The sequence below is a fragment of the Yokenella regensburgei genome, from assembly GCF_003634235.1.
Taxonomy (GTDB): domain Bacteria; phylum Pseudomonadota; class Gammaproteobacteria; order Enterobacterales; family Enterobacteriaceae; genus Yokenella; species Yokenella regensburgei.
Genome location: NZ_RBIZ01000004.1, coordinates 700,509 through 714,702, shown reverse-complemented (window position 1 = coordinate 714,702; position 14,194 = coordinate 700,509). Strand labels below are relative to the sequence as shown.

Sequence of the window (14,194 nt, the reverse complement as noted above, 5' to 3'; positions counted from 1 at the left end):
GCCTCACTCTCATAAGATACACCGATTAAAGAGTAGCAAAACGATGAGTCTGAACCTGGTAAGTGAACATTTATTGTCGGCAAATGGCCTGAGCCATCAGGATCTTTTTGCCATTCTTGGTCAACTGACCGAGCGCCGTCTCGACTATGGCGATCTCTACTTTCAGTCGAGCTATCACGAGTCCTGGGTTTTAGAAGACAGCATCATTAAAGATGGTTCTTACAATATCGATCAGGGCGTTGGCGTGCGCGCAGTGAGCGGTGAGAAAACCGGTTTTGCTTACGCCGACCAGATTAGCCTGACGGCGCTGGAAAACAGTGCCCGGGCGGCACGCACCATCGTTCGTGATAACGGCGATGGCAAAGTGAAAACCCTGGGAGCGGTTGAGCACCAGGCGCTGTATACCTCTATCGATCCGCTGCAGAGCATGAGCCGTGAAGAGAAGCTCGATATTCTGCGTCGGGTCGACAAAGTGGCCCGTGCCACCGATAAGCGAGTGCAGGAAGTCTCTGCCAGCCTGAGCGGCGTTTATGAACTCATTCTTGTCGCAGCAACTGATGGTACCCTGGCGGCGGATGTTCGCCCGCTGGTACGTCTTTCTGTGAGCGTGCTGGTAGAAGACGAAGGCAAACGCGAGCGCGGTGCCAGCGGCGGCGGCGGACGTTTTGGCTATGACTATTTCCTCGCCGACGAAGATGGCGAAGTGCGTGCAGACGCCTGGGCGCGTGAAGCCGTGCGCATGGCGCTGGTCAACCTCAGTGCCGAAGCGGCACCGGCGGGGACCTTCCCGGTGGTACTGGGCGCTGGCTGGCCTGGCGTGCTGCTGCATGAGGCGGTTGGTCATGGTCTGGAAGGCGACTTCAACCGTCGTGGAACTTCGGTCTTCAGCGGTCAGATGGGGCAACTGGTTGCTTCTGAGCTTTGCACCGTAGTTGATGATGGCACTATGAGCGATCGCCGTGGTTCGGTCTCTATCGACGATGAAGGCACTCCGGGTCAGTACAATGTGCTGATCGAAAACGGGATCCTCAAAGGCTATATGCAGGACAAACTTAACGCGCGTCTGATGGGGGTTGCACCTACCGGTAACGGTCGTCGCGAGTCCTATGCGCATCTGCCGATGCCGCGTATGACCAACACCTATATGCTGGCAGGTAAATCGACGCCGCAGGAGATCATCGAATCAGTGGATTACGGGATCTTCGCACCGAACTTTGGCGGCGGCCAGGTAGACATTACTTCCGGCAAGTTTGTTTTCTCCACCTCGGAAGCGTACCTGATCGAAAAAGGTAAAGTGACTCGTCCGGTGAAAGGGGCGACGCTGATTGGTTCCGGGATCGAAGCGATGCAGCAGATCTCGATGGTCGGCAACGATCTGATGCTCGACAAAGGCGTCGGCGTCTGCGGTAAAGAGGGGCAAAGCCTGCCGGTAGGTGTCGGTCAACCTACGCTCAAGGTTGATAACCTCACCGTCGGCGGTACGGCGTAACCTGAAATAAAAAGAGGCGGCATCAGCCGCCTTTTTTCTACTCTTCAATCCGCAGCCCATAGGTTTTAAACTTCTCCAGCACAATCGCGATGGCCTCATCGCTCAGCACCGGCACCGGATCGACGATCGCCAGCGTGCTCAGGTACAGCTGCGCCAGCACCTCCACTTCATGCGCCAGCCATAGCGCTTTCTCCAGATTCATTTCACAGGCAATCAGCCCGTGATGCTGCAGCAGGGTGGCTTTACGATTTTGCAGCGCGACAGCGACATGTTCCGAGAGCTCTCGCGTACCGAAAGTGGCGTAAGGTGCACAGGGAATGGAATTACCACCGGCGGCGGCGATCATGTAGTGGATCGCCGGGATCGGACGATTGAGGATCGATACTGCCGTACAGTGTACCGCATGATTATGGACTACCGCATTGGCATCAGGGCGCGCCTGATAAGCCGCCATATGGAAGCGCCACTCGCTTGAAGGGAGTTTCCCCTCTTCATGCTTGCCGTCGGCATCAATATAGACGATGTGTGATTCCGTCAGCTTTTCATACGGGATCCCGGTAGGGGTTATCAGCAGACCATTGCCATAACGAACGCTGACGTTGCCCGCTGTTCCCTGGTTCAGTCCCAGACGGGTCATTTCCAGACAGGTATCGATCACCTGCCGCGCCAGTTGTGATCTTTCCATACTAATCCTCTCTTTCGAAACGCAGATAATTACGTTCATCTTCAACGTGAAGTTACTGATGGGAAATCCCGGCGCGTTATTCTGTGATGGCAGTCAATATTCTTTGGGGATGAGGATGGTTATTCGTGCGCGATTCGAAAATAAAAATGTCCGTTGTCGAGTGCTTTTTTATAAACGGTCATTTTTAATTAAAACTAATGAGATTGACCGTTTGATGAATTAATAAATGAATCGGGCATCCTTATGGTGGGTTTTAATCAATTTCTTCTAAAACGGTCATGCCTTTTTATAAATTAAAGTGATTGTAATCACAGAATATCACAGAGAAAACGTTAAGTGTGACTGGGCTCATATTAACGGCATCTTTTTATTTGAGAATGAAGCCCAGAGTTCACTTAGCAGGCATGCTGCTGCGTCTGATCTCACCCTTCCACTGTAGGCCGTTGAACGCTTCTGACCTGACGAGGATGCTATGGGCAACATATCAGTACAATCGCAAAACTACCGGGTAGCCGCCGGTGAGAAAAACAGGAGTTATGTCGTACCTTTTGCTCTACTCTGTTCACTCTTTTTTCTGTGGGCGGTTGCTAATAATCTAAATGATATTCTTCTTCCGCAATTTCAGCAGGCATTTACGTTAACTAATTTTCAGGCTGGCTTGATTCAGTCAGCTTTTTATTTCGGCTATTTCGTGGTGCCAATTCCGGCCGGAATATTAATGAAAAAACTCAGTTATAAAGCCGGGATATTGACAGGGTTAGGCTTATACGCCATTGGGGCAGCGTTATTCTGGCCTGCCGCCGAAGTGATGAATTATACCCTGTTTCTGATTGGCTTATTTATTATTGCCGCCGGACTGGGGTGCCTTGAAACGGCGGCTAACCCGTTTGTGACGGTATTAGGCCCGGAAGAGGGTGGGCACTTCCGTCTGAACCTGGCGCAAACCTTCAACTCTTTTGGCGCCATTATCGCGGTGGTATTTGGTCAAAGCCTGATCCTTTCGAACGTCCCACACCAGTCGCAAGAGGTGCTGGACAGCATGGCACCGGAAGCGCTCAGCGCCTATAAGCACAGCCTGGTGCTGGCAGTGCAAACGCCCTACATGATTATCGTGGCGGTGGTGCTGATAGTGGCGCTATTTATCCTCTTCACCCGCTTCCCGAGCATCAGCAGCGACAGTCACGATGGCTCGCAGCAGGGGTCGTTTCTGATCTCACTTCGTCGTCTGATGCATCTGCGTCACTGGCGTTGGGCGGTGCTGGCGCAGTTCTGTTACGTCGGGGCGCAAACCGCCTGCTGGAGCTACCTGATCCGCTATGCCATCGAAGAGATCCCGGGCATGACGCCGGGCTTTGCCGCCAACTATCTGACCGGCACGATGGTGTGCTTCTTTATCGGGCGTTTCAGCGGTACCTGGCTGATTCGCCGCTTCGCCCCGCACAAGGTGCTGGCTATCTACGCGTTTATCGCCATGCTGCTGTGCCTGTTCTCTGCGTTCAGCGGCGGCCATGCTGGCCTGCTGGCGCTGACGTTGTGCAGTGCATTCATGTCCATTCAGTACCCGACCATCTTCTCGCTGGGGATTAAAAACCTTGGCCAGGATACGAAGTATGGCTCGTCTTTTATCGTCATGACCATTATTGGCGGCGGCATCGTGACCCCGGTCATGGGCTTCGTCAGCGATGCTGCTGGCAACATCCCGATGGCGGAGCTGGTTCCTGCCCTGTGCTTCGCCATCATCTTCATTTTTGCCCGTTTCCGTTCGCAACCGGCAATCCAGACAACGCATATTTGAGGGTTCCAGAATGAAAAAGCAAAGTTTACCGAAGATAGGTATCCGCCCAGTGATTGATGGCCGCCGGATGGGCGTTCGTGAATCGCTGGAAGAGCAGACCATGAACATGGCGAAAACCACCGCCGCGCTGCTCAGTGAAAAGCTTCGCCACCCGTGTGGCGCACCGGTTGAATGCGTCATTGCCGATGGGTGTATTGCCGGTATGGCGGAAGCTGCTGCCTGTGAGGAGAGGTTTAGCCGCCACCAGGTAGGGCTCACCATCACCGTGACCCCGTGCTGGTGCTACGGCAGCGAGACTATCGACATGGATCCGCTGCGTCCGAAGGCTATCTGGGGTTTTAACGGTACCGAACGCCCGGGTGCTGTGTATCTCGCTGCGGCGCTGGCGGCGCACAGTCAGAAGGGGATCCCGGCATTCTCCATCTATGGGCACGACGTGCAGGATGCGGGCGACACCTCGGTTCCGGCCGATGTGGAAGAAAAGCTGCTGCGCTTCGCTCGCGCCGGGCTGGCGGTTGCCACCATGAAGGGCAAAAGCTACCTCTCCGTTGGCGGTGTGTCGATGGGGATTGCGGGCTCGATTGTCGATCATAACTTCTTTGAGTCATGGCTTGGAATGAAGGTACAGGCTGTCGATATGACCGAACTGCGCCGCCGTATCGATCACAACATCTACGATGAAGCCGAGCTTGAACTGGCGCTGGCGTGGGCGGACCAACACTTCCGTTATGGCAAAGATAAAAACGCCAAACAGTATCAGCGCAATGAGGCGCAGAGCCGGGAGGTGCTGCGTGAAAGCCTGCTGATGGCGATGTGCATTCGCGACATGATGCAGGGTAATGCGAAGCTTGCCGATATCGGGCGCGTTGAGGAGTCGCTTGGCTACAACGCCATAGCGGCCGGTTTCCAGGGCCAGCGTCACTGGACCGATCAATACCCTAACGGTGATACCGCCGAAGCGCTGCTCAACAGCTCGTTCGACTGGAACGGTATTCGTGAACCGCTGGTGGTTGCGACGGAAAACGACAGCCTGAACGGTGTAGCGATGCTGTTTGGTCATCAGCTCACCGGCACGGCGCAGGTGTTTGCTGACGTGCGAACTTACTGGTCGCCGGAAGCGGTGCAGCGCGTCACTGGTAAAGCCCTTACCGGTCATGCAGCCCACGGCATCATTCACCTGATCAACTCTGGCTCGGCGGCGCTCGATGGCACCTGCAAGCAGCGTGATACTGAAGGTCAGCCAACCATGAAACCGCACTGGGATATCAGCCAGCAGGAGGCCGATGCCTGCCTCGCGGCAACCGAGTGGTGCCCGGCCATTCATGAGTATTTCCGCGGCGGCGGTTTCTCTTCACAGTTCCTGACCGAAGGCGGTGTGCCGTTTACCATGACCCGGGTGAATATCATCAAGGGAATTGGACCGGTGCTGCAGATCGCCGAAGGCTGGAGCGTAGAACTGCCGGACGACGTGCACGATATCCTCAATAAGCGTACCGACTCCAGTTGGCCAACCACCTGGTTTGCGCCGCGACTGACCGGCAAAGGGCCGTTCAGCGATGTTTATTCGGTGATGGCGAACTGGGGGGCAAACCACGGCGTGCTGACCGTCGGTCACGTTGGTGCCGACTTTATCACCCTGGCATCTATGCTGCGTATTCCGGTCTGTATGCATAACGTTGAGGAGTCGGCTATTTACCGGCCTTCTTCCTGGGCGGCACACGGTATGGACAGCGAAGGGCAAGATTATCGCGCCTGCCAGAACTACGGTCCGCTCTACAAACGTTAATCGCCGTGCCCCTCACCATTGCGGGTGGGGGGCGTTGTCTTTCAAGGAGTGACGATGAAACAAGACGTTATTCTGGTGCTGGACTGCGGTGCGACCAACGTTCGTGCGATTGCGGTCGATCGCCAGGGGCGGATCGTGGCGCGGGCGACGACCGCCAACGCCAGCGAACCCGCGGCGGAGCACGCGCACTGGCATCAGTGGTCGCTGACGGACATCCTTCAGCGCTTTAGCGAGTGCTGCCATTCGCTGTCGAGCGAGCTCGCGGATTGCCATATTCGTGCCATGACGGTGACCACTTTTGGCGTTGATGGGGCGCTGGTGGATGCACACGGTGAACTGCTTTATCCGGTTATCAGCTGGAAGTGCCCACGCACGGCGGCGGTGATGGAGAGCATTGCCCGCTATCTGTCACCACAGATGCTGCAACAGATTTCCGGCGTGGGAGCGTTCAGTTTCAATACATTATATAAACTGGTATGGCTTTGCGAAAATCACCCGCAGTTGCTGGAGCGGGCGCACAGCTGGCTTTTTATTTCCTCGCTCATCAACCATCGCCTGACCGGCGAGATGACCACCGATATGACCATGGCGGGTACCAGCCAGATGCTGGATATCCACCGGCGAGATTTCAGTGAACATATTCTCTCTGCGACCGGTATTCCACGCCGTCTTTTTCCACGCCTGGTGGAAGCCGGAGAGGTTATCGGTGAATTGCAGTCAGCAATGGCGCAGCGCCTGGGGTTGCCGCAGGGGATCCCAGTGATTTCTGCCGGGCACGATACCCAGTTTGCCCTGTTTGGCGCAGGTGCTGGCCAGGATGAACCCGTGCTCTCTTCGGGGACCTGGGAAATTTTAATGGCACGCAGCAGCCAGACTGACACGGCATTGTTGAGCCGTATCCCGGGGTCAACCTGCGAGCTGGACAGCCAGAAGGGAATATTCAACCCAGGGATGCAGTGGCTGGCATCCGGCGTACTGGAGTGGGTGCGCGATTTACTGTGGGGACGAGAAACGCCGTGGCAGACGGTAATTGATGAAGCCAGACGCGCCACCACGAGCAATAGCGGGCTGCGCATGCAGTGCGATCTGCTCTCAGATGCCAGCGCTGGCTGGCAGGGCGTTACGCTCAACACCACCCGAGGCGAGATGTACCGCGCCGCGCTGGAAGGATTGACCGAGCGTCTGCACCGTGACTTACAAACCCTGGAAACGGTAGGCGGTTTTCGTGCCAGAGAGCTGTTGCTGGTGGGCGGCGGTTCACGCAATACGCTGTGGAACCAGATGAAAGCCGATGTGCTCGGGATCCCCGTTAAGGTGCTGGATGATGCCGAAACAACGGTCTCGGGGGCGGCAATGTTTGCCTGGTTCGGTGTTGGGGAATTCCGCTCGCCGGAACAGGCGCGTGATCAGGTGTGTTACCAGTACCGTTATTACTACCCGGAAACATCGCCAGTGGCTCTGCCTGAACTGGTATACCGGAACTAATGTGCAAGGAGAGTGACATGTTAAAAACCATATCGCCGCTGATTTCGCCCACGCTGTTAAAGGTGCTGGCGGAGATGGGGCACGGTGATGAGATTATCTTCGCCGATGCGCATTTCCCGGCCCATAGCCTGGGACCGCAGGTGATTCGTGCCGATGGGCTGGCGGTGAGCAGCCTGCTGGCGGCGGTGATCCCGCTTTTCGAACTCGATGCCTATGCGCCGCCGCTGGTGATGATGGCGGCGGTCGATGGCGACACGCTCGATCCCACCGTTGAAGCCCGCTATCGGGATGCGCTGGCAGGGGAAAAGCCCTGCCCGGAGATCCTGCGCATCGGCCGCTTTGCGTTCTATGAGCGCGCGCAGCGTGCCTTTGCGATCGTAATCACAGGTGAGTGCGCGAAGTACGGCAATATCCTGTTAAAGAAAGGAGTTACGCCGTAATCTCTGCGAAGCCACGACGGGCAGGCGATAACGTGAGACGGGAGAGACGGAATGAAACTGGCGCGCCAGCAGGCTATTATCGAGTTATTAGTCCAGCATGAGAGCCTGACGACGGAGGATCTCGCCGCGCGGTTGGGTGTCAGTAAGGAAACGATTCGCCGGGATCTGAGCGAGCTGCAGGAGCGGGGTAAGATCCTGCGCAGCTACGGGCGGGCCAAAACCATTCGCCGCGACAGCCAGGACAGCGGCGATCCGTTTCACATCCGCCTGAAAAGCCACTATGCGCATAAAGCTGATATCGCTCGTGAAGCGCTGTCGTGGATAGACGAAGGCATGGTGATTGCGCTGGATGCCAGCTCCACCTGCTGGTATCTGGCGCGCCAATTGCCGGACGTTAATCTCACCGTGTTTACCAATAGCCACCCGATTTGCCATGAGTTAAGTAAGCGTGAGCGGATAACGCTTATCAGCTCCGGTGGCAAGCTTGAGCGAAAGTACGGCTGCTATGTTAACCCGGCGCTGCTTTCACAGGTGAAGTCGCTGGAGATCGATCTATTTGTTTTTTCCTGCGAGGGGGTCGACGCCCAGGGCGTGCTGTGGGAATCCAACGTTTACAACGCTGATTTTAAGTCACTGCTGCTGCGAAGAGCACAGCAGTCGCTGCTGCTCATCGATAAAAGCAAATTCAACCGCGCCGGAGAGGTGATGATCGGTAACATCGGCGACGTTACTCAGCTTATCTCCGACGCACAAGGCGATTACGCCCCCTGATGGCGCACTACTGTAACTCTCCGCGCCCCGACATTCCTTTGTAGCGCTCACCCACCTCAACAAAATATTCGGTCATGGCGTTGATGCAGACCTGTACCTTCAGAGGCAGTTTGTCTTTTTCGGTATACAGCGCGTAGACCGGCCGCGGATCCGACTGGTAGCGCGGCAGCAGGATCTCGAGGATCCCCTGATTGATTTCATTGATCACCCACATCAGCGGCACGAGGGCGATCCCGACCCCCGCCACCAGCCAGCGGCTAATGGTCATCGGATCGTTTGTGACGAAACGCCCGTGAGGGCTCAGGCGGGTGGTTATTCCTTCCGGCGCTATCAACTCAAAGTCGTTGTGCGGGCGCACGCTATACTCAAGCCAGGAGTGATTGGCGAGATCGGCGGGTTTCTCCGGTATTCCGGCCTGCTGCAGATAACTTTTTGCCGCGCATAGCACCATCGGCATCGAGCCCAGCCGGCGGGAGAACAGGCTGGAATCCTGCAGTGCGCCCACGCGGATAACCAGATCCAGACCATCGGCGATAAGATCCGGTGCCGGGATCCCGGTGACCAGATTCACCGTGAGCCCTGGATACTCTTTCAGCATCTCGGCGGTGATATTGGCGAGGACATTTTGCGCCATGGTGGAAGAACAACCAATGCGCAGCGTGCCGATCGGGGTGTTATTAAATGAGTAGAGCTGTTCGTGCACGTCCTGCACTTCATGCAGCATGCGGCGGCAGCCCTGATAGTAAATTTTTCCGGCTTCGGTGAGGCCAATGCTGCGGGTGCTACGGTTGAGCAGCTTGACCTGCAGCTCATCTTCCAGTTTTGACACGGTCTGGCTGATAGAAGAAACGCTCATCTGGAGCTGTCGTGCCGCCGCGGTGAAGGAGCCAAACTCGACCACTTTGGCGAACACCGTCATGCGTTTTAGTCGTTCCATTATTCACTCTGGCTTAAAAGTGATTTAGATCACATATTATAGATAAGGGGATCACTGTTACGTTAATATACTGTTAGCTGGATAAGAAAAACACCCGCTAACCTGCTCCCGCATTCTCGCTAATCAAGGTCAACATGAGTCTGTTTCCCGTCATCGTGATTTTCGGCTTGTCGTTTCCGCCGATCTTCTTTGAGTTGCTGTTGTCGCTGGCCATCTTCTGGCTGGTGCGACGGGTGCTGATCCCGACCGGGATCTATGATTTTGTCTGGCACCCTGCGCTGTTTAATACTGCGCTGTACTGCTGTCTTTTTTATCTGATATCGCGCTTGTTCGTTTGAGGTCGCTGTGAAAACACTAACAAGAAAAATCTCCCGTACAGCCATCACCCTGATACTGGTTATCCTGGCATTCATCGCCATTTTTCGCGCCTGGGTTTACTACACGGAATCGCCGTGGACGCGCGATGCGCGCTTCAGCGCTGACGTTGTCGCTATTGCCCCGGATGTCGCCGGTCTCATTACCGAGGTTAACGTCAAGGATAACCAACTGGTTAAGAAAAACCAGGTGCTGTTTGTTATCGACCAACCCCGTTACCAGAAAGCGCTTGAAGAAGCCGAAGCCGACGTGGCCTATTACCAGGTGCTGGCAAACGAGAAGCGTCGCGAAGCGGGTCGTCGTAATCAGCTCGGTGTTCAGGCCATGTCGCGTGAAGAGATTGACCAGGCGAATAACGTTCTGCAAACCGTTCAGCATCAGCTGGCGAAAGCCCAGGCTTCGCGTGACCTGGCGCGTCTGGATCTCGAGCGTACCACCATTCGTGCGCCATCCGACGGCTGGATAACCAACCTCAACGTCTATACCGGCGAATTTATCACCCGTGGCTCTGCGGCGGTGGCGTTGGTAAAAGAGGGCTCATTCTACGTGATGGCTTACATGGAAGAGACCAAACTTGAGGGTGTGCGACCGGGCTACCGGGCCGAAATCACCCCGCTCGGCAGTTCAGTGGTGATCCGCGGTAGCGTCGACAGCGTGGCTGCAGGTGTCACTAACGCCAGTAGCAGTAACGATGTGAAAGGGATGGCAACCGTTGATTCCAACCTTGAGTGGGTGCGTCTTGCTCAACGCGTACCGGTGCGTATTCACCTTGATGAGCAGCGTGGGAATCTATGGCCTGCCGGTACCACCGCAACGGTGGTTATTACCGGGCCGAAAGACCGCGACGCGCGTGAGATGACCTTCTTCCAGAAGATGGCGCTGCGCCTGCGTGAGTTTGGTTAATCGCAATGGGTATTTTCAGCATTGCCAACCAGCATATTCGCTTTGCGCTGAAGCTTGCCTGCGCCGTCGTGCTGGCGCTGTTTGTGGGCTTTCATTTTGAGCTGGAAACCCCGCGCTGGGCGGTGCTGACCGCCGCAATCGTCGCGGCAGGACCGGCGTTTGCCGCCGGTGGTGAACCCTACTCCGGGGCCATTCGCTATCGCGGAATGTTGCGAATTATCGGGACCTTTATCGGCTGTATTGCGGCGCTGACCATTATTATTCTGATGATCCGTGCACCGTTGCTGATGGTACTGGTGTGCTGCGTGTGGGCAGGCTTTTGTACCTGGATCTCTTCGCTGGTCCGCGTGGAAAACTCCTACGCCTGGGGGCTTGCCGGGTATACCGCACTCATCATCATTATCACTATCCAACCCAACCCCCTGCTGACGCCGCAGTTCGCCGTAGAGCGCTGCAGCGAGATTGTGATTGGTATCGTCTGTGCGATCGCCGCCGATCTGCTGTTTTCGCCGCGATCTATCAAACAGGAGATTGACCGGGAGCTCGATGCGCTGCTGGTAGCACAGTATCAGCTGATGCAGCTGTGTATTCGTCACGGTGATGGCGAAGAGGTTGATAAAGCCTGGAGCGCGCTGGTTCGTCGCACCCAGGCGCTGGAAGGGATGCGCAGCAACCTGCATATCGAATCGTCGCGTTGGGCGAAAGCCAATCGTCGCCTTAAAGCGCTGAACACGCTTTCACTGACCTTGATTACCCAGGCCTGCGAAACCTATTTGATCCAGAATACCCGCCCGGAGCTGATTACCGATAGCTGGCGTGAAATGTTTGAAGAGCCGGTCGATACGCCGCAGGAGGCTAACCGCCAGCTGAAACGGATGCGGCGGATCCTCGCCTGGACCGGGCAGCACGATACGCCGGTGACGATTTATAGCTGGGTTGGTGCCGCAACGCGCTATCAGCTGCTAAAACGTGGGGTGGTGAGCAACACCAAAATCAGCGCCCGGGAAGAGGAGATCCTGCAGGGCGAAGTTGTTGTGCGCGCCGAATCCGCAGAGCGCCATCACGCCATGGTTAACTTCTGGCGTACCACTCTCTCCTGCGTGCTGGGTACGCTGTTCTGGTTGTGGACCGGCTGGACTTCCGGCAGCGGGGCGATGGTGATGATTGCGGTGGTGACATCGCTTGCCATGCGTCTGCCGAACCCGCGCATGGTGGCGATTGATTTTCTGTACGGCACGCTGGCGGCGCTGCCGCTTGGGGCGCTGTTCTTCCTTATCATCATTCCCTCAACCCAACAAAGTATGCTGCTACTGTGCCTGAGCCTCGCGGTGCTGGCGTTCTTCATTGGCATTGAGGTACAGAAAAGACGCCTTGGCTCGCTGGGGGCGCTCGCCAGTACCATCAACATTCTGGTGCTGGATAACCCGATGACCTTTCATTTCAGCCAGTTCCTCGATAGTGCGCTGGGTCAGCTGGTGGGGTGCTTCCTGGCGCTGATGGTCATCTCGTTGGTGCGTGATAACTCGCAGACGCGTACCGGCCGCGTGTTGCTGAACCAGTTTGTGTCAGCGGCGGTATCGGCAATGACTACTAACACAGTACGGCGCAAAGAGAATCACCTGCCCGCGCTGTACCAGCAGCTGTTTCTGCTGCTGAACAAGTTTCCCGGCGATCTCGCGAAATTCCGTCTGGCGCTGACGCTTATCATTGCTCACCAGCGCCTGCGCGATGCGCCCGTACCGGTGAATGACGACCTGTCGCTGTTCCATCGTCAGCTGCGCCGGACGGCGGATCAGGTGATTGCCGCCAGCAGCGATGTGAAGCGCCGTCTTTACTTTACGCAATTACTGGAAGAGCTGGATGTCTATCAGGAAAAACTACGAACCTGGGATGCCCCGCCGCAGGTAACCGAACCGGTGAAACGGCTCGTGGGGATGCTGAATAAGTACCAGAACGCGCTCACGGATAGCTAAAAACCTGAGAACCGACGCCAAAAGCGTCGGTTTTTTTATGGCTATACTTACCGGTTGTGCAGGACACCACCCATCAGGAGGACAAATGACCATTCAGGCACTGCAGGATAACGAACTGTTTCAGACCGGGTATCTGGTTAACGGCATCTGGAAACCCCTTGAGACCACGTTCGATGTAGTAAACCCGGCGACTGGTGACGTTATCGCCAAAGTGGCGAAGGCAGGTAAGAAAGAAGCCGAAGCCGCCATTGCTGCCGCCCACAAAGCCTTTCCCGGCTGGCGTGCAACCCCGGCGAAAGTGCGCTCAGAAATTCTCAATAAATGGTATCAACTGATCGTTGAAAACAAAGCCTGGCTCGCCCGGTTAATGACCACCGAACAGGGAAAACCGCTAAAAGAAGCTGAAGGTGAGGTGGAGTATGCCGCAAGTTTTATTCAGTGGTTTGCCGAGCAGGGCAAACGTGCTAACGGTGAAATTATTCCCCCTGTGAAACCAGGCTCACGCATTCTCGCCACCCGTGAACCGATTGGCGTCGTCGCGGCGATTACGCCGTGGAACTTCCCGATGGCGATGCTGACCCGCAAGCTAGGTCCGGCGCTGGCGGCGGGCTGTACCGGGATCATCAAACCTGCAAATAACACGCCGCTCTGCGCCTTTGCGCTGCTGGTGCTGGCCAAAAAAGCCGGGGTGCCGGACGGGGTACTTAACGCGGTCGCGGGGAATACCCAGGAGATAAGCGATGCCATTATGGCGAGCCACGAGGTGCGGAAAATCTCCTTTACCGGCTCTACATCGGTGGGTAAGACGTTGATGCGTAATGCAGCGGAGACCATGAAAAAGGTCTCGATGGAGCTTGGTGGCAACGCACCTTACATCGTCTTTGACGATGCGGATATCGACGCCGCGGTAAAAGGCGCCGTTGCCAATAAATTCCGCAACGCAGGCCAGGTGTGCGTCAGCGTTAACCGCTTCTTCATTCACGATCGCGTGTACGATGCGTTCACCCGCAAGCTTGCAGAGGCGGTCAGTGCACTCAAGGTGGGTAATGGCGCTGAAGAAGGGGTTATCGTCGGCCCGCTGATTGAACCTTCGGCGGTGAAGAAAGTTCAGGAACATATTAACGATGCGGTTGCTAAAGGCGCTAAGGTGCTGGCAGGCGGTAAAGCGCACGCGCTGGGCGGTTGCTTCTGGCAGCCAACGGTGCTGGGTGAATGCCATGATGACATGCAGCTGGCGCAGGAGGAGACGTTTGGCCCACTGGCGGCCTGTTTCCGCTTCAGTAGTGAGGAAGAAGTCATTCAGCGTGCTAATGATACACCCTATGGTCTGGCGGCTTACTTCTATACTCAGAACTTACAGCGCGTGTTTCGCGTCTCGGAAGCCCTCGAAAGTGGCATGATCGGCATCAACGAGTGTGCGGTCTCAACGGAGCTTGGGCCATTTGGGGGAGTGAAAGAATCCGGGCTTGGGCGTGAAGGCTCTGTTCTGGGGCTGGAAGAGTTCCTTGAAGTGAAAACTCTGCATCTGGGCGGTTTATAGGGCAGGAATGGGGCA

The 14,194-nt window shown here is 56.0% G+C and carries 12 protein-coding genes; 10 read left to right on the top strand and 2 right to left on the bottom strand.

The annotated features are described in order from the left end of the window. The first annotated feature begins 43 nt into the window (after window positions 1-43). Window positions 44-1,489, top strand: coding sequence for a metalloprotease TldD (gene tldD, locus C7387_RS14880; RefSeq protein ID WP_006818053.1), 1,446 nt, complete (start codon window positions 44-46; stop codon window positions 1,487-1,489). Window positions 1,490-1,526: 37 nt separating this feature from the next. Here tldD and fucA read toward each other — a convergent pair whose 3' ends face one another. Continuing rightward, window positions 1,527-2,174, bottom strand: coding sequence for an L-fuculose-phosphate aldolase (gene fucA, locus C7387_RS14875; RefSeq protein ID WP_120816966.1), 648 nt, complete (start codon window positions 2,172-2,174; stop codon window positions 1,527-1,529). 472 nt (window positions 2,175-2,646) lie between these two features. Here fucA and fucP point away from each other — a divergent pair, with 472 nt between their 5' ends. The 5 genes from fucP to fucR are packed head-to-tail and all read left to right on the top strand — an operon-like array spanning window position 2,647 to window position 8,451. Further along, a complete protein-coding gene (gene fucP, locus C7387_RS14870; RefSeq protein WP_006818056.1) occupies window positions 2,647-3,969 on the top strand; it encodes an L-fucose:H+ symporter permease in 1,323 nt (440 codons plus the stop codon). Between the two features lie 10 nt (window positions 3,970-3,979). After that, the gene (gene fucI / locus C7387_RS14865; RefSeq protein ID WP_120816965.1) at window positions 3,980-5,755 is read left to right on the top strand and encodes an L-fucose isomerase; all 1,776 of its coding nucleotides are present in this window, start codon (window positions 3,980-3,982) and stop codon (window positions 5,753-5,755) included. A gap of 54 nt (window positions 5,756-5,809) precedes the next feature. Beyond that, a complete protein-coding gene (fucK, locus tag C7387_RS14860) occupies window positions 5,810-7,240 on the top strand; it encodes an L-fuculokinase (protein WP_120816964.1) in 1,431 nt (476 codons plus the stop codon). Between the two features lie 17 nt (window positions 7,241-7,257). Further along, window positions 7,258-7,680, top strand: a complete 423-nt coding sequence (gene fucU, locus C7387_RS14855; RefSeq protein WP_120816963.1) for an L-fucose mutarotase — start codon at window positions 7,258-7,260, stop codon at window positions 7,678-7,680. A 51-nt stretch (window positions 7,681-7,731) separates the two neighbouring features. After that, a complete protein-coding gene (fucR, locus tag C7387_RS14850) occupies window positions 7,732-8,451 on the top strand; it encodes an L-fucose operon activator (protein WP_120816962.1) in 720 nt (239 codons plus the stop codon). A 7-nt stretch (window positions 8,452-8,458) separates the two neighbouring features. Here fucR and aaeR read toward each other — a convergent pair whose 3' ends face one another. Beyond that, on the bottom strand, window positions 8,459-9,388 hold the full coding sequence (gene aaeR / locus C7387_RS14845) for an HTH-type transcriptional activator AaeR (RefSeq protein ID WP_006818061.1): 930 nt from the start codon (window positions 9,386-9,388) through the stop codon (window positions 8,459-8,461). 134 nt (window positions 9,389-9,522) lie between these two features. Here aaeR and aaeX point away from each other — a divergent pair, with 134 nt between their 5' ends. From aaeX to C7387_RS14825, 4 genes are all read left to right on the top strand, one after another. Continuing rightward, the gene (aaeX, locus tag C7387_RS14840) at window positions 9,523-9,726 is read left to right on the top strand and encodes a p-hydroxybenzoic acid efflux pump operon protein AaeX (protein ID WP_006818062.1); all 204 of its coding nucleotides are present in this window, start codon (window positions 9,523-9,525) and stop codon (window positions 9,724-9,726) included. Window positions 9,727-9,733: 7 nt separating this feature from the next. Further along, window positions 9,734-10,666 carry a p-hydroxybenzoic acid efflux pump subunit AaeA gene (gene aaeA, locus C7387_RS14835; RefSeq protein ID WP_006818063.1) on the top strand — a complete coding sequence of 311 codons (933 nt, stop codon included), beginning with the start codon at window positions 9,734-9,736 and terminating at the stop codon, window positions 10,664-10,666. Between the two features lie 5 nt (window positions 10,667-10,671). Continuing rightward, on the top strand, window positions 10,672-12,639 hold the full coding sequence (gene aaeB, locus C7387_RS14830) for a p-hydroxybenzoic acid efflux pump subunit AaeB (protein ID WP_038256057.1): 1,968 nt from the start codon (window positions 10,672-10,674) through the stop codon (window positions 12,637-12,639). Between the two features lie 85 nt (window positions 12,640-12,724). Next, the gene (locus tag C7387_RS14825; protein WP_120816961.1) at window positions 12,725-14,179 is read left to right on the top strand and encodes an NAD-dependent succinate-semialdehyde dehydrogenase; all 1,455 of its coding nucleotides are present in this window, start codon (window positions 12,725-12,727) and stop codon (window positions 14,177-14,179) included. Window positions 14,180-14,194 lie beyond the last annotated feature (15 nt).